12 protein-coding genes are annotated in these 14001 nt (G+C 64.9%); 10 read left to right on the plus strand and 2 right to left on the minus strand.

The window, feature by feature from the left end:
• Positions 1-16 precede the first annotated feature (16 nt).
• Positions 17-958, minus strand: coding sequence for an ACP S-malonyltransferase (fabD, locus tag JG743_RS23625; protein WP_202293120.1), 942 nt, complete (start codon positions 956-958; stop codon positions 17-19).
• Between the two features lie 268 nt (positions 959-1226).
• On the opposite strand from fabD, the gene JG743_RS23630 reads away from it, so the two are divergent.
• On the plus strand, positions 1227-3155 hold the full coding sequence (locus tag JG743_RS23630; protein WP_202293121.1) for an LTA synthase family protein: 1929 nt from the start codon (positions 1227-1229) through the stop codon (positions 3153-3155).
• A 22-nt stretch (positions 3156-3177) separates the two neighbouring features.
• On the opposite strand, the gene JG743_RS23635 is transcribed toward JG743_RS23630, so the two are convergent.
• On the minus strand, positions 3178-4809 hold the full coding sequence (locus JG743_RS23635; protein WP_202293122.1) for a pilus assembly protein: 1632 nt from the start codon (positions 4807-4809) through the stop codon (positions 3178-3180).
• 443 nt (positions 4810-5252) lie between these two features.
• Here JG743_RS23635 and rpsF point away from each other — a divergent pair, with 443 nt between their 5' ends.
• From rpsF to JG743_RS23680, 9 genes are all read left to right on the plus strand, one after another.
• On the plus strand, positions 5253-5753 hold the full coding sequence (gene rpsF / locus JG743_RS23640) for a 30S ribosomal protein S6 (RefSeq protein ID WP_202293123.1): 501 nt from the start codon (positions 5253-5255) through the stop codon (positions 5751-5753).
• The gene (gene rpsR, locus JG743_RS23645; RefSeq protein ID WP_006203718.1) at positions 5753-6001 is read left to right on the plus strand and encodes a 30S ribosomal protein S18; all 249 of its coding nucleotides are present in this window, start codon (positions 5753-5755) and stop codon (positions 5999-6001) included. Before rpsF ends, rpsR begins: the two co-directional genes overlap by 1 nt.
• A gap of 219 nt (positions 6002-6220) precedes the next feature.
• The gene (gene rplI / locus JG743_RS23650; protein ID WP_202293124.1) at positions 6221-6805 is read left to right on the plus strand and encodes a 50S ribosomal protein L9; all 585 of its coding nucleotides are present in this window, start codon (positions 6221-6223) and stop codon (positions 6803-6805) included.
• A gap of 277 nt (positions 6806-7082) precedes the next feature.
• Positions 7083-8372, plus strand: coding sequence for an SAM-dependent methyltransferase (locus tag JG743_RS23655; protein ID WP_202293125.1), 1290 nt, complete (start codon positions 7083-7085; stop codon positions 8370-8372).
• Positions 8373-8463: 91 nt separating this feature from the next.
• On the plus strand, positions 8464-8784 hold the full coding sequence (locus tag JG743_RS23660; RefSeq protein ID WP_202293126.1) for a YnfA family protein: 321 nt from the start codon (positions 8464-8466) through the stop codon (positions 8782-8784).
• A gap of 117 nt (positions 8785-8901) precedes the next feature.
• Positions 8902-9870, plus strand: coding sequence for a small ribosomal subunit Rsm22 family protein (locus JG743_RS23665; RefSeq protein ID WP_202293127.1), 969 nt, complete (start codon positions 8902-8904; stop codon positions 9868-9870).
• A gap of 218 nt (positions 9871-10088) precedes the next feature.
• Complete coding sequence (locus JG743_RS23670; RefSeq protein ID WP_202293128.1) at positions 10089-11579, plus strand: replicative DNA helicase; 1491 nt, start codon at positions 10089-10091, stop codon at positions 11577-11579.
• Between the two features lie 231 nt (positions 11580-11810).
• Complete coding sequence (gene radA / locus JG743_RS23675; RefSeq protein WP_202293129.1) at positions 11811-13229, plus strand: DNA repair protein RadA; 1419 nt, start codon at positions 11811-11813, stop codon at positions 13227-13229.
• A gap of 43 nt (positions 13230-13272) precedes the next feature.
• Complete coding sequence (locus tag JG743_RS23680) at positions 13273-13953, plus strand: CvpA family protein (RefSeq protein ID WP_202293130.1); 681 nt, start codon at positions 13273-13275, stop codon at positions 13951-13953.
• The last annotated feature ends 48 nt before the right edge of the window (positions 13954-14001 follow it).

Consider the following 14001-nt stretch of genomic DNA (forward strand, 5'->3'; position numbering starts at 1 on the left):
TCAAATCGCCAGTGGATTATGCAAGCGCGGCCAGCGCCGCTTCGACATCGGCCGCGGTGCCCACGGCGCCGGTGGCGACATCACGGTTGATGCGCCGCGCCAGGCCCGACAGAACCTTGCCGGCACCCACCTCATAAAGCGTCGCGACGCCGTTGGCGGCGAACCATTCGACCGTCTCGCGCCAGCGCACGCGGCCCGTCACCTGCTCGACCAGCCGCCGGGCGATCTCATCCGGGTCGCTGGTCGGCGTCACGGTGACGTTGGAGACGACGGGAACAGCCGGGGAATTCTTTGCCACGCCGGCCAGCGCCTCGCGCATGATTTCGGCCGCAGGCTGCATCAGCGCCGAGTGGAAAGGCGCCGAGACCTGCAGCATCAGCGCCCGCTTGGCGCCCTTTTCGGTGCACAGTTTCGCCGCCAGCTCGACCGCTGGTTTGGCGCCGGAGATCACCAGCTGGCCGCCACCATTGTCGTTGGCGATCTGGCAGACGGAGCCTTTCGCCGCCTCGGTGCAGGCGGCTTCGACATCGGCCTGCTCCAGCCCGATGATCGCCGCCATGGCGCCCTCGCCCGCCGGCACCGCCGCCTGCATGGCGTTGCCGCGCGCACGCAGCAGCCGCGCTGCGTCCGCCACTGAAACGAAGCCGGCGGCGGCAAGCGCCGAATATTCGCCCAGCGAATGCCCGGCGACGTAGGCCACCTTGTCTCTCAGCGAGAAGCCTCGCGCTTCCAGCGCCCGGATCGCGGCCAGCGACACCGCCATCAGCGCCGGCTGGGCGTTGGCGGTCAGCGTCAGCGTCTCTTCCGGCCCCTCCCAGATCAGCTTCGACAGTTTTTCGCCGAGCGCGGCGTCGACTTCCTCGAACACCTTGCGCGCCTCGGGAAAGGCGTCTGCCAGGTCTTTGCCCATGCCGACAGCCTGGCTGCCCTGTCCCGGAAAGGTGAATGCGACGGCCATGTCGAGGCTCTCCAATGGCTGATTTTTCCTGCCTGTGGCGCAAGGCGGACGGGCAAGTCAAGCCCGCGCTGCCCCATCCGGAAGCGAAATCCCGCCCGAGTGCCTGTTCCAAAAGGCTTTTTGGCGATCACTGATGATGAAAACCGCTCACGAATCGTTTGCTGGCTCTTCTTATTTTCGCCACAGGCCGCTAGCTTTTAGATGACAGTTCCATGACAGAACGGTGACGCGGGTGGAAAAACGCGTTGCGCGGGCCGGGGGAAGTGAAGTGGCAAGGATCAGGAAGGGCGCGGTCAAACCCGCGCCACAGTTCTTGGAAGACGATCCGTCCACCGGCTACCTGCCGGGGCGCAGATGGCCGATCGTCCGCTACGGTCTCGCCACCCTTCTCGCCTCTGCCATACTGGTTTTCGCCATCGAATGGATCGTGCGCGGCGATTTTTCCGGCACGGTCGCCTTCTTCCTGCAGCCCTTCAAGCCGGGCTGGACCACCATCATCGTCTTCGCGCTGGTGCTGATCGGTCTCGACGCCGTCATCGGCCGCAGCCACCAGGGCCTGATGATCGTGGCGCCGCTGACGCTGGCGCTGGCCTTTGTCGGCCACCAGAAATCGCACTATCTCGGTGATCCGCTCTACCCGACCGATTTCCTCTATTCCCGCCAGATCATGGCGCTGATGCCGCTTCTGGTGCGCGAACGGCCGTGGACCGCCGCCATGCTGGCAGTGGGGATCGTCGCCGGCCTAGCGCTGCTCGTCTATGGCTGGCGCCTGTGGCGCCGCAAGGTGCCGATCCTCAGCCGCAAGGGACGGCTGGCGCGGCTGACGCTGGCGGTGCCGCTGCTCGCCTTCTTCGTCTCGATCATGGATTACGCCACCTTCTCGTGGACCCGCGATCGGCTGCAGATCATCCCGATCATGTGGGACCAGAAGGAAAACTACGCCTCCAACGGTTTTGCGCTGGCCTTCGCGCTCAACGTGCCGATGGCGCATGTCTCGGCGCCTTCGGGCTATTCCGACAAGGCGATCGCGGCGATCGAGAGGCCCGAGGTGGCGGCCTCGGTGCCCGACGAGAAGCCAGACATCATCATCGTCATGAGCGAATCCTTCTGGGATCCGACCAAGCTGCCCGGCGTCACCATCACGCCGGACCCGATCCCAAATGTGCGGGCGCTGCGTTCCGGCTACATGTTCTCGCCGGAATTCGGCGGAATGACCGCCAACATCGAGTTCGAGGCGCTGACCGGCTTTTCCAACGCCTTCCTGCCGGCGGGCTCCATCCCCTACCAGCAATATGTGCGCACGCCGACGCCGTCGCTGGCGACCTTCCTGAAGAGCGAGGGCTACCGGGCGCGCGCCATCCATCCCGGCACCAACTGGTTCTGGAACCGCGGCGCGGTCTATGCCGATTTCGGCTTCACCGACTTCCGCTCGGAGGAGACGCTGCCGCCGATGGAAAAGCGCGGGCCACTCGCCTCCGACGCGGCGATGACCGACGAGATCATCCGCGAGGCCGACGACAGCGAGGATCCGGTCTTCCTGTTCGCCGTCAGCCTGCAGAACCATGGGCCCTACGAGCCGTACCGCTATTACAATCCGACCCACAAGGTCGCAGCGCCAATCAGCTCCTGGGCGCGGGAATCGCTACTCTCCTACGCCGAAGGATCGTCCGACGCCGACCGCGGGCTGCAGCGGCTGGTCGAATGGGCAAAGAAGCGCGAGCGGCCGACGGTGATCGCCTTCTTCGGCGACCACTTGCCGCCGCTCGGCCCGGTTTATGTCGAGACCGGCTTCCTCAAGGACAATGTGGCGCCGCGCAAGGAACCCTCGCCGGAGGCTGCGCTCGAGCACCACCAGACGCCGCTGATCATCTGGTCGAACCGCACCGGTCCGGCCGAGGACATGGGCGCGGTGAGCCCTGCCTTCTTGCCCTACCACATCCTGACGACAGCCGGCATCACGCATCCTTATTACACCGGCTTCCTCGGTGCCTTGCGTGAGCGCTACCGCGTCGTCGACCGCAACCTTCTGCTCTCGCCGGCCGGCGAGGCCACGCCCGACTGGGCGCGGCAGAAGAAGATCGACCCGGCGATCAACGATTTCCGCCTGATCCAGTACGACATGATGTTCGGCAAGCGAAACGCCGCTCCGGACTTCTTCCCCGAAACGGTCGACAAGGTCGTCGCCCATACGAGCTGAGCCGGCGGGGCGGAACCGCCGTTCAGTTGGTCAGCTGCAACTTTGAGAATTTGTTGGCGATGGTCTGGAAGACGTTCGGCAACTTGCTCGGATCATTGACGGCGTAATAGTCGCTCGGATCGGAGGCGCAGGCGCTGTAAAGCGCGCGGTTGGCCGCCGTGTCGGCCTGCAGCACCATGGTGTAGACCTGCACGCCCTGGCTCTTGAGCTGCGTGCAGACGTCCTTGGTCCAGCCATCGACATTGCGCGCAGCCGCCGTCTGGTTGTCGGAGCCGAAGCGGGCGCCGGCAAGATGGCCGTAGGACGTATAGTCCGACTTGGTCGGCTGGCCGCTGGCGCCGTAGACGACGTTTTCGCCGTCGGTCAAGAGCATTACGACCTTGCTGACCCCCGAGGTCTTCCAGGGCGTCGCGTCGGTATAGGGCGCCTGCGGCGACAGCACCCGCATGCCCCAGGCCAGCCCTTCCGAGACATTGGTGCCTGAGCCGTTCCATTCGCTCATCTGGGCGGCGGCGGTGCGCAGGCCGTCGAAATCGTCGGTCAGCGGGACGATCGGCGTCGGGCAGGCACGGTTCGGACCGATAGTGATGGTGCTGCCGGCCTCGATGACGATCTTGTTGGTCGAGGCGACATACCGCGCGATCTTGTTGACGTTGGCGTCTGGCACGCCGGTAAGATCGACACCGAGGAGGTTGACGCCCGGCAGCGCCAGCTTGGTCTTGTCGATCGTGTCGTCCAGATAGGAATTGTTGTAGCCGGTCGACGAATTGCCGTAGGAAGCGGACGGCTTGCGGGCGACGTCGGGATCGTCCGGCGCGAAATAGGGGACGAACAGCGTGTCGGGGTTGGACGGATCGGGCGGCGTGTCGGAGATGTTGTAGGCACCCGGCCGCGCCTCGACGCAGCCTTTCCAGCCGGTCCCCTTCCAGCCGGTGTGCTTCAAAGCCGGAACATCCTGCTGAAGCTGCTTGAACAGCGACATGTGATCGGGACGTTTGCCTTTTACTGCCGGGAAATTGATGCCGTTGGTGGACGACTTGCCGTTCATGTCGATCCAGGACGGGTCGAATTCGGGGCCGTCGACGTTGACGGCGGTAACGAACGGCACCAGCGAGGCGCGCACCTCGCGGGTCGGCGACTTGGCCGCCTCGAGATAGTCGAGCAGCGATTTGGTCGCCTGCCTCAGCGCGCTGATGCGCGCGCCGGCCATGGAGCCGGTGTTGTCGAGCACCAGCACGACTTCGAGCTGGTTGTTCGATTCCATCGCCGAGGCGTCGACAGTGATGTGCCTGTCGCCGCCGAACAGGAAAGCGAAGTTCAAATTGACGTCGGCCGAAGCGACAGCCTTGGTCTTGATGTAGTTGACGCCCTTGTCGACGCTGAGCGTGGCCTCGGCGTTCGACAGTTCGCCGTGGGTCGCGACGTTGGCCTGGAAATAGCGGTTGAAGGCATCGGTGCGCGAGATGTCGATGTCGCCGAGATGCGAGGAGGCAAGATTGGCCGCGTCGAGCGCGTTCTGCAGATTGCTCTTGGCCTTCATCAGTGTCGAGACATCGGTGGCGAAGGCCACGGCCGTGAGGATCGCCGGCACGCCGAGCGCCAGCATCAGCGCGAAGTTGCCGCGCTTCGAGCGCCAGAAATTCTTGAGAAGCATCCTACCCCCGGGTCGCCCAACCAGACCGCCCCCGCGCGGTCACCCGGTTTCGTGCACTTCTCGCCGTGAAATTAGTGTTACAACCCAAAACAACCGCTCTTGGTGGTTAAAGCGGGATTACCGGAAAATCGATAAAATCGTTCGTCCCAGAACATCGGCGTTTTTCCCGACTGTGACAGCAAGGACCGACGCCCCTCCCTTGCCTTCCTCGGGAATTGCTGTATAGACGCCGGCAATCTGCCGGTCCTTGCTGGGGGCTGAACGGAGGGCCGCGGGTTTTCTCGAAAACCCGCGTGTGAAGCCAGAAGCGCTTCCGCCTCCCGTGTCTCCGCTCTCGACCGTCTCGTCATGCTCCTTTCTTCCCCGCTTTCGCGGGTCAGAGAAGTTGCAGAGGCTTTAGCCGCGAGGAACCGGGAGAGAAACGAAGAAAGGCACCGATCACTATGGCTCTATACGAACATGTGTTCCTTGCCCGGCAGGACCTCTCGCAGCAGCAGGTCGATGCGCTTGTCGAACAGTACAAGGGCGTCATCACCGCGAATGGCGGGTCCGTCGGCCGGGTCGAGAACTGGGGACTGAAGTCCCTCACCTACCGGGTCAACAAGAACCGGAAGGCATACTACACCCTTATGGACCTCACCTGCCCGCCGGCCGCGCTCAACGAGATGGAGCGCCAGATGGGCCTGTCCGAGGACGTGCTGCGCTTCCTGACCGTCAAGGTCGAGGCGCATGAGGAAGGTCCCTCCGCGATGATGCAGAAGCGCGAAGAGCGCTCCGAGCGCGGCGGCTTCGGCGACCGCGACCGTGGCGACCGCCCGGCGCGCAGCTTCGGCGACCGCGATCGCGGCGACCGTGGCCCGCGTTCGTTCGGCGGCGACCGTGATGGCGGCGGCGACCGTGGTCCGCGCCGTCCGCGCGAAGGCTTTGAAGGGGGTGCAGAATAATGGTCGACATCAACCAGATCCCGACCCGGCGCCCGTTCCATCGCCGCCGCAAGACCTGCCCGTTCTCCGGCGCCAACGCGCCCAAGATCGACTACAAGGACGTGCGTCTGCTGCAGCGCTACATTTCCGAGCGCGGCAAGATCGTGCCGTCGCGCATCACCGCCGTCAGCCAGAAGAAGCAGCGCGAGCTCGCCAAGGCGATCAAGCGCGCCCGCTTCCTCGGCCTGCTGCCCTACGTGGTTCGCTAAGACTTCCGAAGCGGGCGGCTTGCCGCCCGCTTTTTTCACCGCCGCGACGGGCGTGGCGGGCAGAACATCAAATCCCGAGTTGAGGTTGCAAGACCTCTAACTGCCGCGACAGGCAGGACAGCGACACCGGCGGCAACGCCCTTTTTGCTTCCTGACCTGTTCCAGACCATTCGGCGACGGTCCCTGAGGGATCGATTGCCCAGATGAAGGAACAAAACCATGGAAGTCATTCTTCTCGAACGCGTTTCCCGCCTCGGCCAGATGGGCGACACCGTCAAGGTCAAGGACGGGTTCGCCCGCAATTTCCTGCTGCCGCAGGGCAAGGCGCTGCGCGCCAACGAAACCAACAAGAAGAAGTTCGAAGGCCAGCGCGCTCAGCTCGAAGCGCGTAACCTCGAGCGCAAGTCGGAAGCCTCGCAGGTTGCCGAAAAGCTCGACGGCAAGAGCTTCGTGGCCGTGCGTTCGGCCGGCGAGACCGGCCAGCTCTACGGCTCGGTGTCGACCCGCGACATCGCCGACCTGCTGACGGCGGAGGGCTTCTCGGTCAACCGCAACCAGATCCAGCTCAACCATCCGATCAAGACCATCGGCCTCACCAATGTGGCGATCGCGCTGCATCCGGAAGTCGAGGTCACGATCACGCTCAACATCGCCCGCACGGCCGACGAAGCCGAGCGTCAGGCCAAGGGCGAGACGCTGACCACCGCCGAAGCCATCTATGGCGACGACATCAACGACAATGCGCGGCCGGAAAACTTCTTTGACCCGAACGCCGAGTTCGAAGGCGGCGAAGAGAACGGCTGACCTGGCACGATCGAGCGCCGCAGCGGCGCTCGAACACGCCTTGTCGCTTTCCGGTTTCGACTGGACCAATGCCCGGGCCTCGCGCCCGGGCATTTTTATACCAAATGGAACTTTTCGAACCCCTATATCTTGAGGCAGACTACAGCGTCGCGCGTCCTTTGGACGCACAAAGGACGTCGTAGTCCTTCGACTTGGCGCATGGATCCCCCCGCGAAATCGGAACCGATTTCGGGACCCTGCGCCAGGCCAGTCTGTCTGACGTTGGGGACATTTGGTCATGAACATTCTATTGAAACGCCTTCTCGACCGCCTGGTTCGCACCGGCAATCTCAAGGTGACCGGGCCCAAGGGCTCGACAGTCATCTTCGGCGACGGCAGCGGCGAGCCAGTGCATATGCACATCAAGACCAAGCACGCCGAACGCGCCATCACCTTCGATCCGATGCTGGCAGTGCCGGAAGCCTATATGGACGGCGAACTCGATATCCTCGAAGGCGGCGTGCTTGGGGTGATGCGCATTGCCTTCCAGAACATGGGCAGCGGCGGCATCGACGCGACATGGTCGAAGGCGATCGAAGGCCTGCGCCACGCCTTCCGCCGTTTGCAGCAGATCAACACCGCGTCGCGCTCGCGCCGCAACGTGCAGCGCCATTACGACCTCTCCGGCGACCTCTACCGGCTCTTCCTCGACGAGGACATGCAGTATTCCTGCGCCTATTTCGAGCAGCCCGACATGACGCTGGACGAGGCGCAGGCCGCCAAGAAGCGCCACATCGCCGCCAAGCTCCGGCTGAAGGCCGGCCAGACCGTGCTCGACATTGGCTCCGGCTGGGGCGGGCTCGGCCTCTATCTCGCCAAGGCCTTCGACGTCGACGTGCAAGGTGTCACACTGTCGACCGAGCAGCATGGCGTCGCCACCGACCGCGCGCATACGCTGGGCCTGCAGGACCGGGTGCATTTCGACCTCAAGGATTATCGCTCGCTCAACGAACGTTTCGACCGCATCGTCTCGGTCGGCATGTTCGAACATGTCGGCGTCAACCATTACCGCACCTTCTTTGACAAGTCGGCGACGCTGCTCAAGCCCGACGGCGTGATGCTGCTGCACACGATCGGCCGTTCCGGCGTGCCGTGGGCGACCAGCGCCTTCGTCCGCAAATACATCTTCCCGGGCGGCTACATACCTGCGCTTTCCGAAGTGATGCCGGCGATCGAGAAGTCGGGCCTCGTCGTCACCGACATCGAGATGCTCAGGCTGCATTATGCAGACACGCTGAAGCATTGGGGCCTGCGCTTCGCCGCCAACCGCGACAAAGCCAAGGCGATCTATGACGAGCGCTTCTGCCGCATGTGGGAATTCTATCTCGCCGCCTCGGAGGCCGCCTTCCGCTGGCAGGACCTGGTGATCTTCCAGATCCAGCTCGCCAAAAGGAACGACACGCTGCCGGTCACCCGCGACTACATGGGAAAATGCGAGAAGGCGCTGGAAATGCGCGACATGGGCCGCCGGCAGGAACCGGCGGTGGCCAAACCAGCCCGGCGCAGGAAAGTGGCGGACGGCGAGTAGGACGCCAGCGGCATCGCGGCCAATTCGCCCATTGTCCTTGCCATAGGCTGCCCAAGCATGAAAAAGGTCTCGTTATCGCGAGACCTTTTTCATGACCTACCTCATCTACATCGCAGCCGCGCTGGCCGAGATCGCCGGCTGCTTTTCGTTCTGGGCCTGGTGGCGGCTGGAGAAGTCGCCGCTATGGCTGGCGCCGGGCCTCGTCTCGCTCGCCTTGTTCGGCTTCCTGCTGGCGCTGGTCGACACATCGGCCGCCGGCCGCGCCTATGCGGCCTATGGCGGCATCTACATTGCGGCATCGCTTGCCTGGCTGTGGCTGGTGGAAGGCGTGCGCCCCGACCGCTGGGACCTCAGCGGAGCAGCGCTCTGCATCGTCGGCGCCTCGGTCATCCTGCTCGCGCCCAGAGCATGATGCCGAAAAGTGTGAGGCGGTTTTCGGAGGACATCATGCTCTATCTCTTTGACCTGGAACTGGATGATTTCAGGTCGATGCGACCTGAAATCATCCAGTTCTAAGGGAGCCTGAGCCGTGGAACTCCCCGCCCCGCTCCGGCAAGGTGTCGACAACCTGCTCGAAAAGGTGCCGCTGCCGGCCCTCAAACAGGCGGCGAGGACGCTGTCCGACCGCTACCGCGCTGAGCTGCGCGACGGTCGCCTGCACATGGGCGACGACATGGCGGTGAAGGCCTATCTGGCGACCAGGCTGCCCGCCACCTACGCCGCAGTCAGCGCCAGCCTCGACGCGCTCACCGAAGCACGCCCAGATTTTCAGCCGAAGAGCCTGCTCGATATCGGCGCCGGGCCCGGCACGATGCTTTGGGCCACGACTGATCTCTGGTCCGGTCTCGAAGCGGCGGTAATGCTCGAGGCGAGTGCGGCGGTGCGCAAGATCGGCCAGTCGCTTGCCACTGATGCGATCGCCGCCAGGACGGAGTGGCTCGCCGGCGACGCCACGATCGATCTCGCCGATCTCCAGCCCGCCGATCTGGTCACAGCTGCCTATGTGCTGGACGAGATCGTGCCGGCCTCGCTGCCCAAGCTTGTCGGCCGGCTCTGGCAGTTGACTGCCGACACGCTACTGATCGTCGAGCCGGGCACGCCGGCCGGCTGGCAGCGAATTCTTGCCGTGCGCCGGCAACTGGTCGAGGCCGGCGCGCATGTGCTGGCGCCGTGTCCGCACGAGGCGCCCTGCCCGCTCGCCCAGCCCGACTGGTGCCATTTCTCGCGCCGAGTCGCCCGCTCGCGCCTGCATCGCCTCGCCAAGGACGCCGACGTGCCGTGGGAGGACGAGAAGTTCATCTACATCGCCGCCTCGCGGCGACCGGCGCCGGTCCGGCCGGCACGGGTGATCGCGCCACCGAAAGCCGGCTCCGGCAAGGTCCTGCTCAAGCTTTGCCGTTCTGATGGCAATGCCGGCGAGACGCTTTTCAGCAAGCGCGACGGCGAAATGTTCAAGGCGGCGCGGCGGGCGGACTGGGGCGACTCGCTGGATATTTGAATGACGATTGTTCTTTATTTGTTCCAGACCTTCGCGTAGAATCGCGACCTTGCCGAGTCAACCGGAATCGGGGCACGGGAATTCTGTCCTGTGGACGGTTTGCCGTTCCTGTGAACAGCGGGCATCAAGGCTGATTGGCCGTGGGGTGATGCAGAAAGGTCAGCACCGACTCATCTCGTTCTTGCTATCGAGGGGTCGGGATCGAAATCGGGGACATCATGGCTGAGGCAGCGCGCAAATTCGGCGTGGCGGAGCAACCGCTCTATCGCGAGGCACCGAACAACATCGAGGCGGAGCAGGCGCTGCTCGGCGCTATCCTCGTCAACAACGACGCCTTCTACCGGGTCTCCGACTTCCTCAAGCCGGGACACTTCTACGAGCCGCTGCACCGCAGGATCTTCGAGGTGGCGGCCGAGCTCATCCGCATGGGCAAGATCGCGACGCCGATCACGCTGAAGACCTTCCTTCCCGCCGACGAAAAGGTCGGCGACATGACGGTGGCGCAATATATCGTGCGGCTTGCGGTCGAGGCGGTCACCGTCGTCAACGCCACCGACTATGGCCGCGCCATCTACGACCTCGCCACGCGCCGCGCGCTGATCACCGTCGGCGAGGACATGGTCAACATCGCCTATGACGCGCCCGTCGACATGTCGCCCTCCGACCAGATCGAGGATGCCGAGCGGCGGCTGTTCGAACTGGCCGAGACTGGCCGCTACGATGGCGGCTTCGAGAGCTTCACCGATGCGGTCAAGACCGCCGTCGACATGGCCAATGCCGCCTATATGCGCGACGGTGGCCTGTCGGGCATCGCCACCGGCCTGCGCGACCTCGACCGCCGCATGGGCGGCCTGCAGCCCTCCGACCTGATCGTGCTTGCCGGCCGCCCCGGCATGGGCAAGACGTCGCTTGCCACCAACATCGCCTTCAACATCGCCGAGGCCTATGTGCCGGCGCAGCAGGCCGACGGCTCGTTCAAGGCCGCCAATGGCGGCGTCGTCGGCTTCTTTTCGCTGGAAATGTCGTCCGAGCAGCTCGCCACCCGTATCATCTCCGAGCAGACCGAAATCTCGTCATCGAAGATCCGCCGCGGCGAGATCTCCGAGATGGATTTCGAAAAACTGGTCGCCTGCTCGCAGACCATGCAGAAGATCCCGCTGTTCATCGATCAGACCGGCGGTATCTCGATCGCCCAGCTGTCCGCCCGCGCGCGCCGCCTGAAGCGCCAGCGCGGCCTCGACCTCATCGTCATCGACTATATCCAGCTGATGCAAGGCTCCAGCGCCAAGGCCTCGCAGAACCGCGTGCAGGAGATCACCGAGATCACCACGGGCCTGAAGGCGCTGGCCAAGGAGCTCGGCGTGCCAATCATCGCGCTGTCGCAGCTCTCGCGTCAGGTCGAAAGCCGTGACGACAAGCGTCCGCAACTCTCGGACCTGCGTGAATCTGGCTCCATCGAGCAGGACGCCGACGTGGTGCTGTTCGTCTATCGCGAGGAGTACTACCTGAAGAACCGCGAACCGAAGCTCGGCACTGAGGAATACGTCAAATGGGAAAACGAGATGAACGAGATGCGCGGCAAGGCCGAGGTGATCGTGGCCAAGCAGCGCCACGGCCCGACCGGCTCGGTCAGCCTCGCCTTCCACGGCGAATTCACCCGCTTCTCCGACCTGGCGGAAGAGCATCATCTGCCGGATCGGTTTGAGTAGCTTTTTGACCTACCGTCGCGCTCTGTCACACCCCCCTCTGGCCTGCCGGCCATCTCCCCCGCAAGGGGGGAGATCGGAAGTTTTGGCGCCGGCGCTCGTCCTGCAACCTCGGCGATTGGCGAAAGCATTGGTGACAGCCAATCTCCCCCCTTGCGGGGGAGATGTCCGGCAGGACAGAGGGGGGTGGGCGGGAACGCCAGCCTTACGCCATATGCGAACAGCGCAAAACTGATGGCCAAATCCCGCGTCCAGTTCATCTGCCAGAATTGCGGATCGGTGCATCAGCGCTGGGCCGGTAAATGCGATGCCTGCGGCGAGTGGAACACGCTGGTCGAGGAAGGCACGGCGGGCGGCATCGGCTCGGGGCCGGCCAACACGCGCAATGCCCGCAAGGGGCGCGCGGTGGTGCTGACCAGCCTCTCCGGCGACATCGAGGACGCGCCGCGCATTGTGTCGGGCATCGGCGAGCTCGACCGCGCCACGGGCGGCGGTTTCGTGCGCGGCTCGGCGCTCCTGGTCGGCGGCGATCCCGGCATCGGCAAGTCGACGCTGCTTACGCAAGCCGCCGCAGCACTCGCCTCCAGGGGCCACCGCATCGTCTATGTCTCCGGCGAGGAGGCGGTAGCGCAGATCAGGCTGCGGGCGCAGCGCCTCGGCGTCGCCTCGACGCCGGTCGAGCTCGCCGCCGAGACCAATGTCGAGGACATCCTGGCGACGATCTCCGACGGCAAGCGGCCGGACCTCGTCATCCTCGATTCGATCCAGACGCTGTGGACCGACCTTGCCGATTCGGCGCCTGGCACCGTCACCCAGGTGCGCGCCGCCGCCCAGGCGATGATCCGCTATGCGAAATCCACAGGCGCGGCGATCGTGCTCGTCGGCCACGTCACCAAGGAAGGCCAGATCGCCGGCCCGCGCGTCGTCGAGCACATGGTCGACGCCGTGCTCTATTTCGAAGGCGAAGGCGGCCACCACTATCGCATCCTGCGCACGGTGAAGAACCGTTTTGGACCGACCGACGAGATCGGCGTGTTCGAGATGTCGGACAAGGGGCTGCGCGAGGTCGCCAACCCGTCCGAGCTTTTTCTCGGCGAGCGCCACGCGAAGTCGCCGGGAGCGGCCGTTTTCGCCGGCATGGAGGGCACGCGTCCAGTGCTGGTCGAGATCCAGGCGCTGGTGGCGCCGTCCTCGCTCGGCACCCCACGCCGCGCTGTCGTCGGCTGGGACGGCGCGCGGCTGTCGATGGTGCTCGCGGTGCTGGAGGCGCATTGCGGCGTGCGCTTCGGCAGCCATGATGTCTACCTCAATGTCGCCGGCGGCTACCGGATCAGCGAGCCGGCGGCCGATCTGGCGGTGGCCGCCGCGCTGGTTTCGTCGCTCACCGGTCTTGCCCTTCCCGCCGATTGCGTCTATTTCGGCGAAATCAGCCTGTCGGGTGCGGTGAGGCCGGTTGCGCATGCGCAGCAGCGCCTCAAAGAGGCCGAAAAGCTGGGTTTCGGTAGCGCGGTACTGCCCTTGGGCAGCGAGGACCTTGTCGGTGGCAATGGCGCTGGGGGGATCGGGGCCAGCGCTTTCCAGCCCACCGAGCTTGCCGACCTCGTCGCGCGCATAGCCGGCTCACGGCGCAGCCGCGCCGACGAGCAAGAATGACGCGGCTCGTCGAGCGGTAGAGACATGGAGTGGGGCGAAGGACATGCCGATTACGCTGCTTGACGGAATTCTCGTCGGCTTCACCCTGGTCTCGGCGATGCTCGCCATGGTGCGCGGCTTTTCGCGCGAGGTGCTCTCCATCGTGTCATGGGTAGCGGCGGCGGTGGCGGCGTTCTTCTTCTACAAGCCGGTTCTGCCTTACGTTCAGCCCTATGTCGACAACGACAAGATCGCCATGGCGGCCGCAGCCGGCGTCGTCTTCATCATCGCGCTGATTGTCGTTTCCGTCATCACCATGAAGCTCGCCGACTGGATCATCGATTCCCGCATCGGCGCGCTCGACCGCACGCTCGGTTTCCTCTACGGCGCGGCGCGCGGCATCCTGGTGGTCGCGGTGGCGCTGCTGTTCTTCAACTGGCTGGCCGGCGCCAAGGCGCCGGGCTGGGTCGCCAACGCCAAGTCGCGGCCGCTGCTGGAGACGATCGGCGCCAAGCTCGAAAGCCTGCTGCCGGAGAACACGGAAGAGCTCGTCAACAAATACACCCACAAGGGCGCGCCTGCGGCTGAAACGCCGGCGGCGCCAGGTGCCACGACCGACCAGCCGGCGGCCGAACCGCCGGCAAATGGCGATGACGCCGATGCGCCGGCCGATGAAAACGAAGGCGAAGCACCGGCCGATAACGCGCCCGCGCCGGCTCCCGCCGCTCCGGCGCCGGCAAACTGATCCCTGCCAGAACGAGCGCCCGCGGCAAAGCGGGTGCTTGCCGGGGAT

The organism is Mesorhizobium sp. 131-2-1 (genome assembly GCF_016756535.1).
In the GTDB taxonomy this organism is placed as follows: Bacteria; Pseudomonadota; Alphaproteobacteria; order Rhizobiales; family Rhizobiaceae; genus Mesorhizobium.